Origin of the sequence: Microbacterium songi (assembly GCF_042747925.1) — a bacterium.
Classification (GTDB): Bacteria; Actinomycetota; Actinomycetes; order Actinomycetales; family Microbacteriaceae; genus Microbacterium.
The window spans coordinates 123,895-142,744 of the sequence record NZ_JBHZIE010000001.1 but is presented as its reverse complement, the minus strand read 5'-3'; the positions used below and the strand labels follow the sequence as shown (position 1 = coordinate 142,744).

Genomic DNA, 18,850 nt, shown 5'->3' with positions numbered 1-18,850 from the left:
AGTGGCGGACCGAATTCCGCCACCGAAATCGAGGCGTGTTCCGCCCGATCAGCGGATCGAATCAGGTGAGTCCCGAGTAGACGTGCAGGCCCTTGAAGAACATGTTGACGATCGTGAAATTGAACATGACCGCACTGAAGCCGATGATCGAGAGCCAGGCCGACCGGGTGCCGCGCCAGCCGCGCGTGGCGCGGGCGTGGATGTAGCCGGCGTAGAGGACCCAGATCACGAAGGTCCAGACCTCCTTTGTGTCGAAACCCCAGTAGCGGCCCCACGCGTCATTGGCCCAGATGGAGCCCGCGATCAGCGTGAAGGTCCAGAAGATGAATCCGAGGATCGCGAACCGGTACGCGAGCGATTCGAGGGTGTCGGCGGAGGGCAGGGTCCGCAGGAACGCGGGTCCCGTCTTCACCGCGGGCGATCCGGCCTCGACCGCGACGGCAGCGATGACCTTGCGCTCGCGTCGGGCCTGGAGGAGCTGCACGACCGAGAGCCCGAAGGCGAGGGCGAACAGCGCGGTGGCGAGCGAGGCGACGAACACGTGCACGACCAGCCACACCGACTTGAGCGGGTCGGCGAGGGGCGTGATCTCGACGTAGAACTGCAGTGCGGTGCCACCGAGCAGCAGCACGATCATCCCGGTGATGAACGTGCCGAGGAAGCGCAGGTCGTAGCGGAACAGCACGACCAGGTAGACGGCGACGATCAGCATCGTGCCCGTCAGCGCGAACTCGTACATGTTCGACCACGGCACGCGGCCGGCCGCGATGCCGCGCGTCACGTCGGCGGCGACGTGGAAGAGGAAGCCCAGAAGAGTCAGCGACGTGCCGATGCGCGCCCACGTCTGCTTGACGCGCTTGCCGGGCCGCGCCTGCATGGCTTCCTCGGCCGCACGCTCGTCGACACGGAGTCGATCAGCCGCGGCGGACCCACCGACGGTCGTGCCCGCACCGCCGGCGGTGACCAGCTGACGGGACCGCTCGGTCGCGGCGTACCGCTCGGTCGCGGCGTCCCGCTCCGCGGCGCCCCGCGCGTCGACGGCGAGCGCCGACCGGCGGGAGAGGTCGATGGCGTACGCGATGAACGCGAGGGCGTAGACCGCGATCGCGGTCCAGACCAGCAGGACCGAGACGGAATCCAGCGTGAGCGTGTCGGTTGCGGGCATGCCCCCATTCTACGCGCGGTCGGATGCCTCACCGGCGGGTGACTGCGACCGTACGCGGTCTGCGCGCAGCACTGTTTCGAGCGCGTCCCCGTGCTTCTGCGAGACCTGTTCCACCGCCGCCCGGAGCGCCGGATCCTCGCCGCGGGCGAGGCCCGCGTACTCGATGCGGACGGTGTTTCCGTCGGGGGTCGCCTTGACCCACATGCGACGACGCGGCACGAAGAGCGCGGCCAGCAGCCCCGCCAGCGAGAGGATCGCGAACGTGAGCACCCAGGGCCCCGCGGCGTCGCGGTGGATGGAGAGCGACGCGAAGCGCTTGACCGATGCGCCCTCGCCGTCGAGGGACTCGTCGTCGAACGTGACGGAGCCCCATCCATTGGGCAGTTGGGCGCTCTGGCCGGGCACGAGCTCGATCGAGGACGCGTCCGTGTCCATGCCGGTCAGCTTCGTCATGCTCGACGTGTCGAGCGTGTAGACCGAGCGCGGGGTGCCGTCGTCGATACCCAGGTCGCCGGCGTACACGTTCAGCGTCAGTGTCGGGTACACCAGGTCGCCGAACACCGAGGTCAGCGCCCCGCTGTCGAGCTTCTGCGCGGTCGGGTAGAAGAAGCCCACGAGACCGAGCTGCTCGGGAAGCCCGTCCGGCACCTTGATGACGCCGAGCGAGGTCAGGTTCGCGTCCTGCGGCAGGAACGGCACCGAATCGTGGAAGACGACGTCACCGGCCGCGTTGCGCACGGTCAGCGTGGGGGCGTAGCCGTTGCCGAGCAGGTAGACGCGGTCGCCGGCGATCGTGAGCGGGTGGTTGACCCGCACGACGCCGTCGGTCGGGTCCTGGCCCGACAGCTGGGTCGTCACATGTGCGGCGAAGTCGCCCGCCTGGCCGCCTCCGGCGGTGCCGGGCGCCTGGTAGGTGACATCGAAGCTGTCGAGCGTCATCGAGTAGGGCGTCAGGCGCTCCGGATCCACGAACCTCCCGGGGTTGAACGAGGAGTAGTCGGTGAGCGCGTTGACGAACGTCGTCCCTTCGACCACGACACGCTGGCCGGTGTAGGTGAAACCTCCGCCGAGGCCGACGGCGATGAGCACGCCGATCAGGGCGATGTGGAAGACGAGGTTCCCCGTCTCGCGCAGGTACCCGCGCTCCGCCGACACCGAGAGGGCACCGCGCGCGTCGTAGCGCTCGACACGGTAACCGGCGCGTTTCAGCTGGGCCGCCGCCAGATCGATGGCCGAGCCCGCCACGCCCGCGGCATCCTGCCCCGGCGCCAGCTCCACGAACGACTCGGTGTGATCGTCGAGGCGCGACAGCCGCGCGGGGGTGCGCGGCGGACGGGCGCGCAGTGCCTTCCAGTGGTGCTTCGTGCGCGGGATGACGCACCCGATGAGCGAGACGAACAGCAGGATGTAGATCGACGAGAACCACGCGGACGAGTACACGTCGAACAGCTGCAGCCTGTCGAGTACGGGCGCGAGGTCGGGGTTGTCGGTGTAGTACTGCGTGACCCCGTTGGGGTCGGCACTGCGCTGCGGCACGATCGAGCCCGGGACGGCGGCGATCGCGAGCAGCAGCAGCAGTACGAGCGCGGTGCGCATGCTCGTGAGCTGGCGCCACGCCCAGCGCGCCCACCCGAGCGGGCCGAGCGCCGGCTGCGTGATCGACCCGTCGTCGGACTCCGACGGGGTGCGGTCGCCGACTGCGACGCCGTCGATGTGGTCGGAGGGGCGGAGCGGGTCGCCCGAGCCGGAGCCCCGCCCGGTCCCACGCGACTCAGATGGGGAGCGGGACACCGAGCAGCACCCCCTGCAGCTGCGACATCAGAGCGGTCCACACGCCGGAGACCATCAGCACGCCGAGCAGCACGAGCAGAGCGCCGCCGATGAGGTTCACGGTGCGGATATGCCGTCGCAGGAATGACACCGAGCGGGTCGCCCACCCGAATCCGAGCGTCAGCAGGACGAACGGGATGCCGAGGCCCAGGGAGTACGCGAGTCCGAGAAGGGCACCGCGCCCGGCGGAGGCCGAGTCCAGGGACATCCCCAGGATGACGCTGAGGGTGGGGCCGATGCAGGGCGCCCAGCCGATGCCGAGCGCAAGGCCGAGCAGGGGTGCGCCGACGAGTCCGACGTTGCCGCGCACCTGTGGGCGGAACGTGCGCTGGGCCATCCCGAGGGCGCCGATGAACACCAGCCCGAGCAGGATGATGACGACGCCCATGATGCGGGTGATCAGATCGCGGTACTGGATCAGGGCCACACCGAGCGTGCCGCCGAAGATGTTGATGGCCATGAACACCACGGTGAAACCGGCGATGAACAGCAGGACTCCGCCGAGGAGCCGACCGCGCGAAGGCGCATCCGCACCCGTCGGAGTATCCTCACCCGCACCCGCACCCGCACCCGGCGCGGAGTCGACGGTCGTCCCCCGGCCGACCGCGACGGCGGTCGGGGCACGGCGCGGCTGGACTGCTCCGCCGATGAAGCCGAGGTAACCCGGCACGAGGGGCAGGACGCACGGCGAGAGGAATGACACGAGCCCCGCCAGGACGGCGATCGGCACCGCGACCCAGAGCGCCCCGCCGGCGACGATCTCGTTCACGAGGTCTCCGCGATGGCGTCGGAGACGAGGGAACTGAGGATGGACTCGTCCTCCTCCGACACGGCTCCGATGATGCGGGCGGCGACGCGTCCCTGGGTGTCGAGCACCAGCGTCACGGGCGTGGCGCTGAGCGGCGCGACGGCCGCGAACGCGAGGGTCACTTTTTTGTCGTTGATGTCGATCACGCTGGGATACGTCACGCCGTAGTCCTGCGCGAAGCTCGCGGCGGTCGCAGCCTGGTCGTACGAGTTCACGCCGAGGAATGACGCACCCTGTCCGTCGAACCGCTTCCAGACGCTCTCGAGCACCGGCGCCTCGGCCCGGCACGGACCGCACGCGGCGTACCAGAAGTTGACGACGAGCACTTCGTCCGCGTAGTCGCTGCTCGACACGGCCTCGCCGCTCTCGGTCGTTCCGGCGAACTCGACGGCCGGACCGCGCTGATCGGCGGGGATCTCGACGACGCGGAAGTCGCCCGCGATGTAGCCCTTGTTGTCACCGCTCCGGTACTGATCGGCCAGCGGGTCGTTCGCGCACGCGGTCATCCCCAGCATCACACCGAGGGCGAGGACGACGGATGCCGCGCGCCTGCCCTTCCCGGCGATGCCACGTCTCCCGCGCATCACACGGCCCCCACGTCGATCGACCCCACGGTGCTGGCGGGCTCGGCATAACCGACCTCCACCCAGTGGCCGTCGCGCTGTTCGAAGCTCGTCACGCTCGACAGGCCGCAGCGGCGCTTGCGGGGATCGTGGCGGGCGGGCTCTCCGGCGACCCAGAGGTGGGTGACCCAGATCGGCAGCTGGTGAGACACGATCACGACATCGCCGCCGTCGACGCGGGTCCAGGCATCCGTCATCGCCGCGTCCATCCGGGCGATGATCTGCTCGTACGGTTCGCCCCAGCTGGGCACCGCGGGCTTTCGCAGGTGCCGCCAGTTGAGGGGGTTCATGACCGCCCGCTTCATGACCTTGCCCTCGAAGACGTTGGTCGGCTCGATGACGCGCTCATCGATCAGCGGCTCGATGCCGAACAGATCGGTGAACGGTCGGGCGGACTCCTGAGCGCGCTGCAGCGGCGAGCAAACGAGGCTCGAGATCGGGCGCTCCCACGCGTGGACGTGATCCGCCGCCTGGCGCGCCATTCTGCGGCCCTCGACGCTCAGCCCGAAGTTCGGGAGTCGGCCGTAGAGCACGTGGTCGGGGTTGTGAACCTCCCCGTGACGCACGAGATGGAGGCGGTCGGCAGGCACCCTCCCATTCTACGCGGGGCGGGTCTGGGCGCGGGCTGGGGAGGAGCTATGCACGGCGCTCCTCAGGGCGTCAGTCGCCGGATGCCGCGGCATCCGCTCGCCGCGAACCCACGAGGGATCGGACGCGGACGTACAGGAACCATGCGACACCGACGACGACCGCGGCGATCACGATGTACTGCAGGATGTCGGCGTACTGCTCGACGACGTGCCACGACTCGCCGAGGAGGAACCCGGCCATCACGAACACCGTGTTCCAGATGAGGCTGCCGGCGGTCGTCAGCAGGCCGAACTTCCACAGCGGCATGCGCGTGACTCCCGCGGGGATCGAGATCAGGCTGCGGAAGACGGGGATCATCCGGCCGAAGAAGACGGCCTTGCCCCCGTGGCGCTGGAACCAGCCGACGGTGCGGTCGATGTCCTCGGGGTGCAGCAGCGGGACCCGCGCCGCCACTCGGCGGAGGCGGTCGACGCCGAGCCACGCGCCGATGCCGTAGAGCACCATTGCGCCCACGACGGATCCGAGCGTGGTCCAGACGAGCGCTTCTGCGACGGTGAACGTGCCGCGGCTCGCCGTCAGGCCCGCCATCGGCAGGATGACCTCGCTCGGCAGCGGCGGGAACAGGTTCTCGAGGGCGATCGCCAGTCCTGCGCCCGCGGGGCCGATGACCTCCATGAGCGAGATCGCCCAATCGATGAGGGCCGTCAGCCAGGACGTTCCTGCGTCGGCGGCGGTCAGGGTCGCAGTAGCGGTCATCGGGTGCCTCGCGCTCGGTGATCGTCGGGGTCGTGCGGATGGGGTCGCACTCGTGCAGGGTCGACGTTACGGGGGCAGGGTTACCGGGGGCTGTGAAGGACGTGTGCGCCCGCACCGCCCCGTTCGGGGCCGCAGGCGCGACGGGGCGCCGCGTAGACTGTCCCCTCGTGAGTGAACGCGTTCTTGTCAAGCAGCTTCAGGGTCTCCCCGCTGGTCCCGTGTCCGTTTCGGGATGGGTCGAGACCGTCCGCGACCAGAAGAAGGTGCAGTTCGTCGTCCTGCGCGACGAGAGCGGTGCGGTTCAGCTGGTGAATCCCGCCACGCGTCCCGCCGCGCCCGTTGAGGGTGCGCAGGATGCCGCGACCCAGGACGCCCCCGCGCAGGACGCGGACGCGCTCGCGCTGACCTCCCTCATCTCGGAGTTGTCGACGGGGACGTTCCTCACCGTCACCGGCGAGCTCAAGCACGACGAGCGCGTCAAGCTCGGCGGAGTGGAGATCAAGGTCGGCGCGCTCGAAGTGTCGTCCGCCGCGCTCCCCGAGACGCCGATCGCCGCCGACTCCGGCCTGGACAAGCGCATGGACTGGCGTTTCCTCGACCTGCGTCAGCGACGGAACAACCTGATCTTCCGCGTCTCGACCACCCTCGAGCACGCGTTCCGCACCTACTGGGTGGAGCGCGACTACATCGAGCTGCACACTCCGAAGTTGATGTCGAGCCCGTCCGAGTCGAACGCCGAGCTGTTCTCGCTGGAATATTTCGGTGACCAGACCGCCTACCTCGCGCAGAGCCCGCAGCACTACAAGCAGATGGCGCAGTCAGCAGGGTTCGGGAAGATCTTCGAGATCGGCGACGTCTATCGGGCCGATCCGTCGTTCACGAGCCGCCACGCGACCGAATTCACCTCCGTCGACGCCGAGATCAGCTGGATCGATTCGCACGACGACGTCGCCCGCATGCAGGAGGAGCTGCTCGCCTTCGCGATCGCCGCTGTCAAGGAGAAGCACGGCGCGGAGATCGAGGAGCTCTTCGGCGTCACGGTCGAGGTGCCCACCGTGCCGTTCCCGCGCATCCCTCTCGCCGATGCCCGCGACATCGTGGCGGCGCGCGGCCACGAGACGCAGCGCACCGATGGCGACCTCGAGCCGGAGGGTGAGCGCCAGGTGTCGGCGCACGTCAAGGAGCAGTTCGGCCACGACTTCGTGTTCGTGACCGACTACCCGTTCGAGATCCGGCCGTTCTACCACATGAAGGACGAGCAGACCGGGCTGACCAAGAGCTACGACCTGCTGTACAAGGGTGTGGAGATCACGACCGGAGCCCAGCGCGAGCACCGCATCGACGTGCTCGAAGCGCAGGCGCTCGAGAAGGGTCTCGCCCTGGAGGGCATCGAGCACTACCTCGACTTCTTCCGCTACGGCACGCCCCCGCACGGCGGCTTCGGCATGGGTCTGGCGCGCGTCCTGATGCTGCTGCTCGGTGAGTCCTCCATCCGCGAGGTCACCTTCCTCTTCCGGGGCCCCACCCGGCTCGCGCCCTGAGCTCGATCCCGATCCATCAGCTGCCGTCAACCAGCTGTTCAGCCAGAACTGGTCGACCCGTCACCTGGCCTGCATAGGTTCCTCGTACCCCCGATCGATGCGCTCACGCGCGGATATCGGTGTGCCCACCCGAGAGGAACCCACCATCGCCATGTCCCCCACCGCACGCCTTCTCCGATTGGGCGGCATCAGCACCGCCCTCCTCGTCAGCGCCTCGCTCGTCCTGGCAGGATGCTCATCGTCTTCCGCAGGATCGACCACGGACTCGGGCGTCGACGCCGCGACCGCGACCGCTCTGACGGACTTCGGCTCCCTCGCCGACCTCGAGGCCGCCGCGAAAGCGGAGGGCAAGCTGAACGTCATCGCGCTCCCCCGCGACTGGGCCAACTACGGCGAGATCCTCGATCTCTTCGCGAGCCGTTATCCCGAGATCACGATCGACGAGCAGTCGCCCGATGTGTCCAGCGCCGAAGAGATCCAGGCAGCGAAGACGAACGAGGGCCTCGACACCGCCCCCGACGTGTTCGACCTCGGCCTCGCCGTCGCACTCCAGAACACCGCGGAGTTCGCGCCCTACAAGGTGGAGACCTGGGACGAGATCCCCGACGCCCTCAAGGAGTCGACCGGACTGTTCGTCGGCGATTACGGCGGATACATGTCGATCGGCTACGACTCGTCGAAGTTCGCCGCGCCGAAGACGCTCGACGACCTGCTCGACCCGGAGTACAAGGCCGCCGTGGCGATCAACGGCGACCCCACGCAGGCCGGCGCCGCCTTCGCGGCCGTCGGCTTGGCGACCGTGCAGAGCGACGGCACGCTGGATGACTTCCAGCCCGGCATCGACTTCTTCTCGAAGCTGAGCAAAGCGGGCAACATGCTCAAGGTCGACGTCACGACCGCGACCATCGCCAGCGGTGAGACTCCGGTCGTGTTCGACTGGGACTACCTGAACACCACTCACGCGGCCGACAACCCGGCCTGGAAGGTCGAGGTCCTGCCGGGCACCGGGTACGCCGGCTACTACAACCAGGCCATCAACAAGAACGCGCCGCACCCGGCCGCGGCACGTCTCTGGCAGGAGTTCCTCTACAGCGACGACGTGCAGAACCTGTGGCTCAAGGGCGGCGCTCGTCCGGCGCGCATGCAGGCGATGACCGACGCCGGCACGATCGACGCGACGGCCGCTGCGGCTCTGCCCGAAGCACCGACCGAGACGGTCGTCCCGACTGAGGCCCAGAGCACCGCCGCCGGCACCCTGCTCGGCCAGAACTGGGCCGCTGCGGTCCAGTGACGACCCTCGGTCAGGTCGTCGGTCCTCCGCGGGACCGCGCCCCCGCCCCCGCGCCAGCTGGGCATGGCTGGGGCTCGCTCCCTTCACCGCGTACATCCTGCTGTTCCTCGCTCTGCCGACGGTGCTCGCGATCGGATCAGGGCTCTTCGACGCGAACGGGGCGTTCACCCTCGACAACATCGCCGCCCTGGCGGACCCCGTGCTGCTTTCCACGTTCTGGAACTCGACCTGGCTTTCGCTCCTGACCGCCGTCGTCGGCGCCGTCGTGGGCGCGCTCGTCTGCTACGCGATGCTGGGTCTGCCCGAGACCGGCGCGGTGCGCACATTCGTCGATGCCGCGGCCGGTGTGCTCGCGCAGTTCGGCGGCGTCATGCTGGCGTTCGCCTTCATCGCCACGATCGGCCTCCAGGGCCTCGTGACCCGGCTGCTGCTGGACGTGTTCGGCGTCGACATCTTCGCGGACGGGCCGTGGATCTACGAGCTCCCCGGCCTGATCCTCCCCTACATCTACTTCCAGGTGCCGCTCATGGTGATCACGTTCATGCCGGCGCTGTCCGCGCTCAAACCCCAGTGGGCGGAGGCGAACCTCACCCTCGGCGGCACGCGTGGAGGGTTCTGGCGTCACGTCGGCATCCCCGTCCTGGCGCCATCGTTCCTCGCGAGCCTCCTGCTGCTCTTCGCGAACGCCTTCTCGTCGTACGCGACCGCTGCGGCTCTCGCCAGCCAGGGGTCGCAGATCGTCCCTCTCCAGATCCGCACGGCGCTCACCAGCGAGACCCTCCTCGGTCGCGAGAATCTGGCGGGGTCGCTCGCGCTCGGGATGATCGTCGTGGTGGCGGTCGTCATGTTCGCGTATTCGCTGATCCAGCGTCGCGCCGCACGGTGGCAGTCGTGAAGGGTCTGGCCCCGTCGCGTACCGTCCGATGGATCGTCGGCGTCGTCGTGGGCGTCCTGTTCGCCCTGCCGCTCGTCTCGACACTGCTCTACACGTTCCGCGACGGTGACGGAGTGTCGCTCGTGCACTGGGCGAGCCTGTTCGACCCCGCGAAGCGCTCCGTGTTCGCCCCGATCTGGGTGGGACTGTCCAACTCGCTCGTCCTCGCGATCGTGACGGTCGCGATCGTCCTGCTCCTGCTCGCCCCCACGATGGTGTTCGTCGCCCTGCGCTTCCCCGCGCTCCGCCGCCCGTTCGAGTTCCTCGTGCTGCTCCCGATCTCGATCCCGGCGATCGTGCTCGTGGTGGGGCTCGCCCCGATCTATCTGCAGATCGGGCGCACCTTCGGCACCGGCGCGTGGACGCTCGCATTCGCGTACGGCATCACGGTGCTTCCGTTCGCATACCGTTCGATCCAGGCATCGATCGACGCGGTCGACATCCGCACGCTGTCCGAGGCGGCCCGCAGTCTCGGCGCGGGATGGCTCACCGTGTTCCTGCGGGTGCTCGTTCCCAATCTGCGGCCGGGGCTGCTCGCGGCATCCCTCATCTCGGTCGCGGTCGTGCTCGGCGAATTCACCATCGCGTCGCTGCTCAACAGGCAGGTGCTGCAGACCGCGCTCGTCGTGGTCAACAAGATCGACGCCTATGCCGCCGCGATGTTCACCCTCATGGCACTCGCCTTCGCACTGGCGCTGCTCCTCGTCATCGGGCGGGCCGTTCGGCCGCGCCCCGGAAGGAAGACCTCATGACCACCGCCGATCTGCCTCCCCGCGCCCTGCCCCGGACCACCGACAACGCCCTCCTGGCGGAGGCCGGAGAAGGCACCCGCGTGCAGTTCGAGGGCGTCGTCAAGGACTACGGCACGACGCGCGTCCTCCACGGCGTGGATCTGGATGTCGCTGCCGGCGAGTTCGTGTCCCTGCTCGGCCCCTCGGGCTGCGGCAAGACGACGGCGTTGCGCGTCCTGGCCGGCCTGGAAGTCGCCACCAGCGGATCCGTCCTCCTCGGCGGACGGGACGTATCGCGCGTCCCCACCAACAAGCGCGACATCGGAATGGTCTTCCAGTCGTACTCGCTCTTCCCACACCTCCGCGTCGCCGACAACACGGCATTCGGTCTGCGACGTCGCGGCGTCGGCAGGGTGAAGGCCAACGCCCGCGCCGCCGACGCGCTCGACCTCGTCGGACTCGCTCATCTCGCCGAGCGGTACCCGCACGAGCTGTCTGGCGGGCAGCAGCAGCGCGTGGCGCTGGCACGGGCTCTGGTCACGGAGCCCCGGGTGCTTCTCCTGGACGAGCCGCTCTCGGCACTCGACGCAAAGGTACGCGTTCAGCTCCGCGACGAGATCCGCCGCATTCAGCTGCGCCTCGGGATCACGACGGTGTTCGTCACCCACGACCAGGAGGAGGCCCTGGCGGTCTCGGACCGCATCGCCGTCATGAGCGCCGGCACGATCCAGCAGATCGGTACACCCGAAGACCTCTACCTTCGTCCGCGGACGGCGGATGTCGCGGCGTTCGTCGGCGTCTCCAGCGTGGTGCCGGGCGTCGTCTCCGGGGGCGCGCTCACGGTGTGGGGCATCGGTCTCCCGCTGCAGGATGCCCAGCGCGACGGCGAGGTGGACGTGTTCGTGCGTCCCGAGAACGTGCGATTCGCGACCGAGACCGAGCCGGGCGTGGACGCCATCGTGCAGGAGAGCACTTTTCTGGGCAGCTTCCGCCGCACGCTCGTGCGCACCCCCGACGGCACGCTGGTCCGGCTGCAGCATCCCGCCGACGAACGTGTGGAGTACGACGAGCGGGTGCGGATCGCGCTCCTTCCGCGGGAGGTCATCGTCCGACCCCGGAGCTAGTCGCTCCGCTGCGCGGCGATCAGGGCCTCACGCAGTCGAGCGGGAGACACCCGCCAGTGGGCGTGCAGACCGCCGTCGATCAGAACGACGGGGATCTTCTCCCACCAGAGCTCGTACAGCGCCGGATCCGCGGCGATCGACGATTCCCGCACGTCGATGCCGTCGGCGATGTCGTCCGGCAGGTCAGCGAGCACCGCGTCGACCACGTCGTGCGCGACGTCGCAGAGATGACAGTCCGGCTTACCGATGAGAGTCAATGTCGTCACCGGACCAGCCTAAGGACACGGAGCAGCCCGAGGACGTCCGCGGCGCTCAGCTCTCGAGCGGGTACCCCGACTGGATCCACTCGCCGGTTCCGCCGTCGACGTTCGTCACGTCGTATCCGCGCGCTTCGAGCGCCTGCACGACGCGGCCGGAACGACCGCCGACCTGGCAGATGACATCGAACGCGCCGTCGGGGAGATCGTCGAGGTGCTCACCGATGGTGGACATCGGGAGGTTCACGGCTCCGGGGACGTGGCCGGCCGCATACTCGTCCGGTTCACGCACGTCGATGAGGGGAACACCCTCGCGCTCACTGAGCTGCTGCACGGTGATCGACTTCACGGGTGGCTCCTCGATGACTCGGTCCGGATGGGTGGACAGACACGAAGCGCCCGTCCGGTGGACAGGCGCTCGGTGCAGTGCAGCGCTCGCGATCGCGGCGCCACGTCTCTACTTCTTGTTGCGACGCTGGTGGCGAGTCTTGCGAAGCAGCTTGCGATGCTTCTTCTTCGCCATACGCTTGCGGCGCTTCTTGATGACTGAACCCACGGAAAACCTCACTATGTCTGGGGTCTGGACGAGCGGACCGGCCTGGTCCGCTACATCCGGGAACGGAGTTTTACGGAAAACACCTCGGATCAGTCTATCCCACCCGCCGCGCCGAGAACTGCGCGCGGGCGGTCTGCGCGGGCGACCGGCTCAGCCGACGTCGGCGATGGGGCGCTGAAGCGCCGCCGTGACCGCGGTTTCGGGCACCCGGTAGCTGCGCCCGAAGCGCACGGCAGGCAGCTCGCCCGAGTGCACGAGGCGATACACGGTCATCTTCGAGACGCGCATGATGTCAGCGACCTCGGCGACGGTGAGGAATCTCACGTCCGGCAGTTCGGGCATGGTCCCCTCCATACGATCCAGATGTGCTGTTGCATGTCCCAGTGCGACACACTCTATGGCCCGCGCGGGACGCGTGTAAACCCGTGTGATCACTGGGCGGCATGAGGGACCTGTGAGGAGTGTGACGCGTGTGACGGGCGCGCGCCGGCGTTCAGCGTCCGGGCAGCTTCTTGAAGGCGCTCGCCACGGCGTGCTTCGCTGAGGCCGCAGCCCGGCCGACCACGTCGGCCGCGTGCGCGGCGCCATCCGGGAGGGCGGAGGTCGCCATCGCGCTCTGCACGTCGGCGTCGTCCACCAGGAACGGCACGAGCCAGTCGTCGATCTCGTCCAGCGGCGCGCGCAAGAGGCTGTAGTAGCGGTGCTGGCCCTCTTCGCGCACCGAGACGAGCTCCGCCTCCCGCAGCACCTTGAGGTGCTTGGACACCGTCGGCTGACTCACACCCAGGTCCTGCACGATGTGCGACACACTCGTTCCGCGGCCGTTCGCATCCGAGCGATCCAGAAGCAATTGCAGGATGTCGCGACGCGTGCCGTCCGCGATCACGTCGAAGATGTCCGCCATGTGCTTAGGCTAGTGGCGCGAGGCCCGGAGTACCATGACAGGGGTCTCCGGACGAAGGGGGCGACCGCATGACGGGCGACCCCGCCTCACGCCGCGAGCGACTCTCGGTGCGCCGACGATGGGCGGAGCTCTTCGATCGCCTCCGCGATCTCACGACCGCGTCGCCCGCGCGCTTCGCCGTGAGCGTCTTCGTCATCCTGATCATGCTCTTCACGGCGCTGCTTTCGCTGCCGATCGCCGCCGCCGACGGACGGCGCACCGCCTTCGCGGACGCGCTCTTCACCGCGGTCTCCACGATCTGCGTCACGGGACTGTCCACGGTCGACATGGGCAGCCACTGGTCGCCCATCGGACAGGTGATCATCTACATCGGCGTCAACGTCGGAGCTCTGGGGGTGCTGACCCTCGCCTCGATCCTCGGACTCGTCATCTCGCGCCGGCTCGGTCTGCGCGCGAAGCTCATCGCCGCCGGCGACTCGAACCCGATGCGCGCCCACGGCGGCCCGGTCAACGAGGGGCAGACGGTGCGCCTCGGCGAAGTCGGAAGCCTGCTCGCGACCGTCGCCCTGTCGACCCTCATCATCGAGGCGGTACTCGCGGTGCTGCTCTACCCGGCGCTGCTCCTCGGCGGCGTCGACCCGCTGTCGGCGCTGTGGGAGGCCCCGTATTACGCGGCGATGTCCTTCACGAACACCGGCTTCACACCGAATCCCGAAGGCCTCGCGCCCTTCGCGCACGACTACTACTTCCTGATGGTCATCATGGCCGGGGTGTTCCTCGGGTCGATCGGGTTCCCCGTCATCTACACGCTCGCACGGCACCGCTGGCACGTCCGCCGCTGGTCGCTGCACGCCAAGCTGACGCTGATCACGACCGTGATCCTGTTCTTCGCGGGCGCCGCGATGTTCCTCCTGCTCGAGCACAGCAATCCGCGGACGTACGGAAGCATGGACGCCTGGGACACGGTCTTCCAGTCCTTCTTCGTCTCGGCGATGACGCGGTCGGGCGGCTTCTCGGTCGTCGACATGGGCGACTTCTACGGGTCGTCGCTCGTCGTCGGATCCATGCTGATGTTCATCGGCGGAGGCTCGGCGTCGACGGCCGGAGGCATCAAGGTCACCACGCTGGCCGTGCTCGCCCTCGCGGTGTTCTCCGAGGCCAAGGGCCGCCCCTCCGTGCAGGCCTTCGGTCGCCGCATCCCGAGCGATGTCCAGCGCGTGGCGCTGTCGGTGGTGGCATGGGGTGCGACGATCGTCGCCATCTCGACGATCACGATCACGCAGATCACGGGCGCTCACGTCGAGATGGTGCTCTTCGACGTCATCTCGGGATTCGCCACGGTCGGCCTCTCCACCGGCCTGACGGCGGAGCTGCCGGATCCTGCGATCTACGTCATGGCCCTGACGATGTTCATGGGACGCGTTGGTACAGTGACACTCGCCGCGGCGGTGGCCGCGTCGAACCGTTCGCAGCTCTACTCGCTGCCGGTGGAAAGGCCGATCGTTGGTTGAGCAGATCCGCGGAGACGCGCCCGTCCTCGTCATCGGCCTCGGGCGCTTCGGTGCGGCGTGCGCCGGCGAACTCGACCGGCTGGACCGCGACGTCCTGGCGATCGACGGCAACCTCGACCTCGTCCAGAAGTGGTCGGAGCGCGTGACCCATGCCGTGCAGGCGGACGCGAAGAACATCGACGCCCTCCGGCAGATCGGCGCGCAGGACTTCCAGGTCGCCGTCGTGGCCGTCGGCTCGAGCATCGAGGCATCCGTCCTCATCACCGCCAACCTGGTCGACCTGAAGGTGCCGCAGATCTGGGCGAAGGCCGTGTCGCAGTCGCACGGCAAGATCCTCGCGCGCGTCGGCGCCAACCACGTCATCTATCCCGAGCGCGAGGCCGGCGAACGCGTCGCCCACCTCGTCAGCGGACGGATGCTGGACTTCATCCGCTTCGACGATGATTTCGTGCTCGCCAAGATGTATCCGCCGAAGTTCATCCGGGGCACGGGCCTGAACGACTCGGGCGTGCGGACGAAGTACAACGTCACGGTGGTCGGTGTGAAGAGCCCCGGCAAGCCTTTCCGCTACGCCGAGGCCAACACCGTCGTGACCAACCACGACCTGATCATCGTGTCGGGCACGAATAGCGACATCGAGAGATTCGCATCGCTCGATCGCTGACACGCATCTTTACCGGCGGCCCGCCTTCTGCGGGACCGCGTCCGCGTGCGGCCGCTCGACAGCGGCGAACTCGGGGTCCTCGAGCCACGACTTCGTCTTGGCGACCTGGAAGATGATGATCGCGTAGACGGCCTTGGCCACGATGTCGGCGATCGAATAGCCCACCTGCTTCCACACCCAGCCGTCGGCGCCGAGGTCCAGAGCCGGCAGCAGATAGGCGATCGGGTACACGCCCCAGCTCAGCAGAAGAAGGTAGCGCAGCCGACTCAGCGTCCCGCGCACCTCGACGGGCTGCGATGCGAGCGACTTGCTCAGCTGCACGAACAGCACGTACAGGATGAACAGGAACGGAATCGTGGACAGGATTCCGAAGACGGTCCGCACTCCGAGGTCTTCGCTGACCTCGCCGGGGTAGCCCAGGACGATCATCAGGATGGCGGCGGGCACGAGCTGCAGCAGCAGGCGGTTCTGCATCGCGCGGGCCAGAGCGAGCACCGCGACCAGCTCTACGAGGAGAAGCGGCACGGTGAGCAGCCAGTCGACGTAGCGGTAGCCCTCGTTGAACGCGGCACCCGCGGTCTCGGTGTAGTCGCCCGCTCCCCCGACGGCCTCCGTCGTGAAGGCCTCGTTGAACGAATCGAAGATGCGGAAATAGTGGTAGGCGGCGATCCCGCACACGATCAATGCGATCGTGATGGCGGGTCGGTAACGCGGGAGCACCCGCTTCAGCGACACGAGCAGGAAGATGGCCGTGAAGAGCTGTGCGGCGATCACCAGCGAGAGCGAGTTGTAGACCGTCGAGAATTGTGCGGCGGTCAAGAGGTCGGGTATCACGTCTGACTCCTTCATCATCGGGTGGGCGGGCTGGACGCCGTCTCACTTCAGATACTAACTTAGTTAGTAACTGAGTTACACCCTGCCACAGAGTCTTTCCGATTGCACGCGCTAAGATCGCAATCTGGCGAGGGGACACATGACACAGCACGAGGGACGATCGCACCATCTCGACGCATTTCCTGCGGCGGCGATACGGTTCTCGCGCGCGCTCGATCGCAACCGGGAGCAGATCGCGGCGGACGAGGGACTCTCGGCGAGCGAGCTGCGCACGCTGTTCTACATCGCCGAGCACGTGCGGGTGACACCCAAGCAACTGGCCGATCACATGCACGTCACCACCGCGGCCGTCACCTTCATCTCGCGTCGCCTCGTGGACACCGACATGCTGCAGCGCATCGACCACCCCGATGACCGACGCAGCCTCTACCTCGAGCTGACGCCCAAGGCCCACGCCACGATGGAGCGCATCCACAGCGAGTTCCACGAGATGGTGGCCGGGGCGACGGCGCACCTGGAGGCCGGCGAGGTGGAGGAGTTCACCGCCCACCTCGGCACCGTGGCGGCGACGATCGCCGAGCACACGGCACGGGTCGCGGGCTCCCGGCGAGCCGCGGCGCTCTAGAGTCCTCGTCGCGCGAGCGTGATCAGCCCGCGGCGAGTTCGCGTGCGCGCGCCAGCGCGGCGTCCGTGGCCTCGGCGAACACCACGTCGAGGTGCGCATCCTGCAGAACCGCGATCGCCCGCTCGGTCGTGCCCTTCGGGCTGGTGACACGCCGGCGCAGCTCGGCGGGGTCCTCACCCGAGGCCTGGAGGAGGGCTGCCGCGCCGATGAAGGTCTGCTCCGCCATGATGCGCGCCTCGGCATCGGTGAAGCCCTTGCCGACCGCGGCCTTCGTCAGCTCCTCGACGAGCAGGAACACGTAGGCGGGCCCGGAGCCGGAGATGGTCGAGAGCGCGTCGATCTGGTCCTCCCCCACCTCCACGACCACCCCGCACGTCTCGAAGAGGCGGCGCACCAGCTGCCGATCCTCCGTCGAGACCCCGGGGGCGGGCGCCAGCCCCGTCACCGCCTCGCCGACGATGGCGGGGGTGTTCGGCATCGAGCGGAGCACGGCGACATCCGGCCCGAGGATCGAGGTGAACGTCTCGATCGTCACCCCCGCCGCGAGCGAGACCACGATCGTGCCGGGGCGCAGCGCGGGCGCGATCTCGCGCAGCAGGTCGGGCACCATGGCGGGTTTGACGCCCACGAGCACGATGCGAGCGGATGCCGCGGCCTCCCTGTTCCCCTCGGGATGCGACGCCAGATCGACCGAGGTCACACCCGCGAGATGAGCGAGGGAAACCGCCTTCGCCGGGGTGCGGTTGGTCGCGACGATGCCGCCGGCGGCAAGGCCGGAGCCGAGCAGTCCGTGCAGGATCGCGCCGCCCATCGAGCCCGCTCCGAGGATGGCGATCGGGGGAAGGGCGGGGCTTTCGGCTGCACTCATGCGGCCATCCTAGGCCGGGCCCCGAGCAGCCCCGAGCCCGGGTGGAAGGCGCCGGTATAGTCGAACCACCCGCACTGACTGGAGGCCACCGATGGCACTTTTCGACGGCATCACCTCGCGAGTGATCGACACCGATCGGATCGCCGTCGGGATTCTGGAGCGGGCGGGCGACGACCCCACGACACCCGCCGACCGCACCGTCGTGCTCGTGCACGGGAACGTGTCGTCGGCGCTGTTCTGGCAGGAGATCATGCAGGATCTCCCGAGCGACCTGCGGGTGATCGCGATCGATCTGCGCGGCTTCGGAGGGTCGGAGCACGCACCCATCGACGCGACCCGGGGAGTGCGGGACTTCAGCGACGACATCCACGCCGCGCTCCAGGCACTGGACGTACCCCCCGCGCACCTCGTCGGATGGTCGATGGGCGGCGGCGTGGTCATGCAGTACGCGCTCGACCACCCGGTACTGAGCCTCACCCTGCAGGCTCCGGTCTCGCCCTACGGCTTCGGAGGAACACGTCGCGACGGCACCCGCCTCACCGACGACGACGCGGGGTGCGGCGGCGGCGGGGCGAATCCCGACTTCGTCGATCGTCTCACCACCAAGGACACGACCGCCGACGCGCAGACATCGCCGCGCTCGGTCTTCCGGTCGGGGTACGTGGCCGCCTCCTACACGACCGACCACGAGGACGCGTGGGTGCAGTCGATGCTCACCACCTCCACCGCCGAAGGGAACTACCCGGGCGACGGGACACCGAGTGAGAACTGGCCGGGTTTCGGCGTCGGCACGATCGGGGTGCTGAACACGATGGCTCCGAAGTACTTCGACACCTCCGGCATCGTGCAGCTCGCCGACAAGCCGCCGATCCTCTGGATCCACGGCACCGCCGACGCCATCGTCTCGGACGCGTCCTTCTACGACCTGAACCACCTGGGGCAGCTCGGCATCATCCCCGGGTGGCCCGGTGCGGACGTCGCCCCCGCGCAGGAGATGGTGTCGCAGACCCGCGACGTGCTGGGCGCCTACGCCGCCGCCGGCGGCGAGGTGACGGAACTCGCGCTCGAAGGCGTGGGGCACTCGCCCCACCTCGAAGACCCCGCCGCGTTCCGCCACGCTCTCCTCCAGGTGATCGGCTACGTGGGGGCTCCGGCAGACCCCGCTCCGCCGACCGAGGCCATCATCCTGCGGTCCGCGGACTGAAGGGGTCCGAGCGGATGCCGCGGCATCCGTAAA

At 68.5% G+C, this 18,850-nt stretch carries 22 protein-coding genes; 9 read left to right on the top strand and 13 right to left on the bottom strand.

The features are described 5' to 3' along the window. Positions 1 to 61: 61 nt before the first annotated feature. The 6 genes from ccsB to ACFM35_RS00695 form a co-directional block, all read right to left on the bottom strand. Positions 62 to 1,165 carry a c-type cytochrome biogenesis protein CcsB gene (gene ccsB / locus ACFM35_RS00720; protein WP_378837109.1) on the bottom strand — a complete coding sequence of 368 codons (1,104 nt, stop codon included), beginning with the start codon at positions 1,163 to 1,165 and terminating at the stop codon, positions 62 to 64. A 9-nt stretch (positions 1,166 to 1,174) separates the two neighbouring features. Then, positions 1,175 to 2,956: a cytochrome c biogenesis protein ResB gene (resB, locus tag ACFM35_RS00715; RefSeq protein ID WP_378837106.1), complete on the bottom strand. Its 1,782-nt coding sequence runs from the start codon at positions 2,954 to 2,956 to the stop codon at positions 1,175 to 1,177. After that, positions 2,937 to 3,764: a cytochrome c biogenesis CcdA family protein gene (locus ACFM35_RS00710; protein ID WP_378837104.1), complete on the bottom strand. Its 828-nt coding sequence runs from the start codon at positions 3,762 to 3,764 to the stop codon at positions 2,937 to 2,939. Before ACFM35_RS00710 ends, resB begins: the two co-directional genes overlap by 20 nt. Further along, positions 3,761 to 4,387 carry a TlpA family protein disulfide reductase gene (locus tag ACFM35_RS00705; RefSeq protein WP_378837101.1) on the bottom strand — a complete coding sequence of 209 codons (627 nt, stop codon included), beginning with the start codon at positions 4,385 to 4,387 and terminating at the stop codon, positions 3,761 to 3,763. Before ACFM35_RS00705 ends, ACFM35_RS00710 begins: the two co-directional genes overlap by 4 nt. Beyond that, entirely contained in the window at positions 4,387 to 5,016 is a 630-nt protein-coding gene (locus ACFM35_RS00700) for a histidine phosphatase family protein (RefSeq protein WP_378837098.1), read from the bottom strand. Before ACFM35_RS00700 ends, ACFM35_RS00705 begins: the two co-directional genes overlap by 1 nt. Before the next feature lie 70 nt (positions 5,017 to 5,086). Next, the gene (locus ACFM35_RS00695; protein ID WP_378837096.1) at positions 5,087 to 5,773 is read right to left on the bottom strand and encodes a DedA family protein; all 687 of its coding nucleotides are present in this window, start codon (positions 5,771 to 5,773) and stop codon (positions 5,087 to 5,089) included. A gap of 167 nt (positions 5,774 to 5,940) precedes the next feature. On the opposite strand from ACFM35_RS00695, the gene aspS reads away from it, so the two are divergent. The 5 genes from aspS (at position 5,941) to ACFM35_RS00670 (ending at position 11,394) form a co-directional block, all read left to right on the top strand. Continuing rightward, positions 5,941 to 7,314 (top strand): aspartate--tRNA(Asn) ligase, encoded by a 1,374-nt coding sequence (aspS, locus tag ACFM35_RS00690; protein WP_378837094.1) that lies wholly within the window; start codon positions 5,941 to 5,943, stop codon positions 7,312 to 7,314. A 151-nt stretch (positions 7,315 to 7,465) separates the two neighbouring features. Beyond that, positions 7,466 to 8,605: an ABC transporter substrate-binding protein gene (locus ACFM35_RS00685; RefSeq protein WP_378838599.1), complete on the top strand. Its 1,140-nt coding sequence runs from the start codon at positions 7,466 to 7,468 to the stop codon at positions 8,603 to 8,605. After that, positions 8,592 to 9,500 (top strand): ABC transporter permease, encoded by a 909-nt coding sequence (locus ACFM35_RS00680; protein WP_378838596.1) that lies wholly within the window; start codon positions 8,592 to 8,594, stop codon positions 9,498 to 9,500. Before ACFM35_RS00685 ends, ACFM35_RS00680 begins: the two co-directional genes overlap by 14 nt. Then, complete coding sequence (locus ACFM35_RS00675) at positions 9,488 to 10,291, top strand: ABC transporter permease (protein ID WP_489672257.1); 804 nt, start codon at positions 9,488 to 9,490, stop codon at positions 10,289 to 10,291. Before ACFM35_RS00680 ends, ACFM35_RS00675 begins: the two co-directional genes overlap by 13 nt. Next, complete coding sequence (locus ACFM35_RS00670) at positions 10,288 to 11,394, top strand: ABC transporter ATP-binding protein (protein ID WP_378837089.1); 1,107 nt, start codon at positions 10,288 to 10,290, stop codon at positions 11,392 to 11,394. Before ACFM35_RS00675 ends, ACFM35_RS00670 begins: the two co-directional genes overlap by 4 nt. Here the strand turns inward: ACFM35_RS00670 and ACFM35_RS00665 are convergent. The 5 genes from ACFM35_RS00665 to ACFM35_RS00645 form a co-directional block, all read right to left on the bottom strand. After that, a complete protein-coding gene (locus tag ACFM35_RS00665) occupies positions 11,391 to 11,660 on the bottom strand; it encodes a glutaredoxin family protein (protein WP_378837086.1) in 270 nt (89 codons plus the stop codon). The genes ACFM35_RS00670 and ACFM35_RS00665 overlap by 4 nt on opposite strands. Before the next feature lie 46 nt (positions 11,661 to 11,706). Continuing rightward, positions 11,707 to 12,000, bottom strand: coding sequence for a rhodanese-like domain-containing protein (locus ACFM35_RS00660; protein ID WP_378837084.1), 294 nt, complete (start codon positions 11,998 to 12,000; stop codon positions 11,707 to 11,709). Positions 12,001 to 12,108: 108 nt separating this feature from the next. Continuing rightward, positions 12,109 to 12,207 carry a 30S ribosomal protein bS22 gene (locus ACFM35_RS00655; protein ID WP_003792170.1) on the bottom strand — a complete coding sequence of 33 codons (99 nt, stop codon included), beginning with the start codon at positions 12,205 to 12,207 and terminating at the stop codon, positions 12,109 to 12,111. Between the two features lie 150 nt (positions 12,208 to 12,357). Then, a complete protein-coding gene (locus tag ACFM35_RS00650; RefSeq protein ID WP_378837082.1) occupies positions 12,358 to 12,549 on the bottom strand; it encodes a helix-turn-helix domain-containing protein in 192 nt (63 codons plus the stop codon). Between the two features lie 151 nt (positions 12,550 to 12,700). Beyond that, entirely contained in the window at positions 12,701 to 13,111 is a 411-nt protein-coding gene (locus tag ACFM35_RS00645; RefSeq protein ID WP_378837079.1) for an ArsR/SmtB family transcription factor, read from the bottom strand. A gap of 68 nt (positions 13,112 to 13,179) precedes the next feature. Between ACFM35_RS00645 and ACFM35_RS00640 the strand changes: the two genes are divergently transcribed. Together ACFM35_RS00640 and ACFM35_RS00635 are read left to right on the top strand one after the other, a co-directional pair. Continuing rightward, entirely contained in the window at positions 13,180 to 14,622 is a 1,443-nt protein-coding gene (locus tag ACFM35_RS00640; protein ID WP_378837077.1) for a TrkH family potassium uptake protein, read from the top strand. After that, on the top strand, positions 14,615 to 15,286 hold the full coding sequence (locus ACFM35_RS00635) for a potassium channel family protein (RefSeq protein ID WP_378837074.1): 672 nt from the start codon (positions 14,615 to 14,617) through the stop codon (positions 15,284 to 15,286). The genes ACFM35_RS00640 and ACFM35_RS00635 overlap by 8 nt, the downstream gene beginning before the upstream one ends. A 9-nt stretch (positions 15,287 to 15,295) precedes the next feature. Here the strand turns inward: ACFM35_RS00635 and ACFM35_RS00630 are convergent, their stop codons facing one another. After that, the gene (locus ACFM35_RS00630) at positions 15,296 to 16,120 is read right to left on the bottom strand and encodes a bacteriorhodopsin (protein ID WP_378837072.1); all 825 of its coding nucleotides are present in this window, start codon (positions 16,118 to 16,120) and stop codon (positions 15,296 to 15,298) included. Between the two features lie 139 nt (positions 16,121 to 16,259). On the opposite strand from ACFM35_RS00630, the gene ACFM35_RS00625 reads away from it, so the two are divergent. Beyond that, the gene (locus tag ACFM35_RS00625) at positions 16,260 to 16,745 is read left to right on the top strand and encodes a MarR family winged helix-turn-helix transcriptional regulator (protein ID WP_378837069.1); all 486 of its coding nucleotides are present in this window, start codon (positions 16,260 to 16,262) and stop codon (positions 16,743 to 16,745) included. Positions 16,746 to 16,767: 22 nt separating this feature from the next. On the opposite strand, the gene proC is transcribed toward ACFM35_RS00625, so the two are convergent. Beyond that, positions 16,768 to 17,613 carry a pyrroline-5-carboxylate reductase gene (gene proC / locus ACFM35_RS00620; protein ID WP_378837067.1) on the bottom strand — a complete coding sequence of 282 codons (846 nt, stop codon included), beginning with the start codon at positions 17,611 to 17,613 and terminating at the stop codon, positions 16,768 to 16,770. Between the two features lie 91 nt (positions 17,614 to 17,704). On the opposite strand from proC, the gene ACFM35_RS00615 reads away from it, so the two are divergent. Then, a complete protein-coding gene (locus tag ACFM35_RS00615) occupies positions 17,705 to 18,817 on the top strand; it encodes an alpha/beta fold hydrolase (protein ID WP_378837064.1) in 1,113 nt (370 codons plus the stop codon). Positions 18,818 to 18,850: the final 33 nt, after the last annotated feature.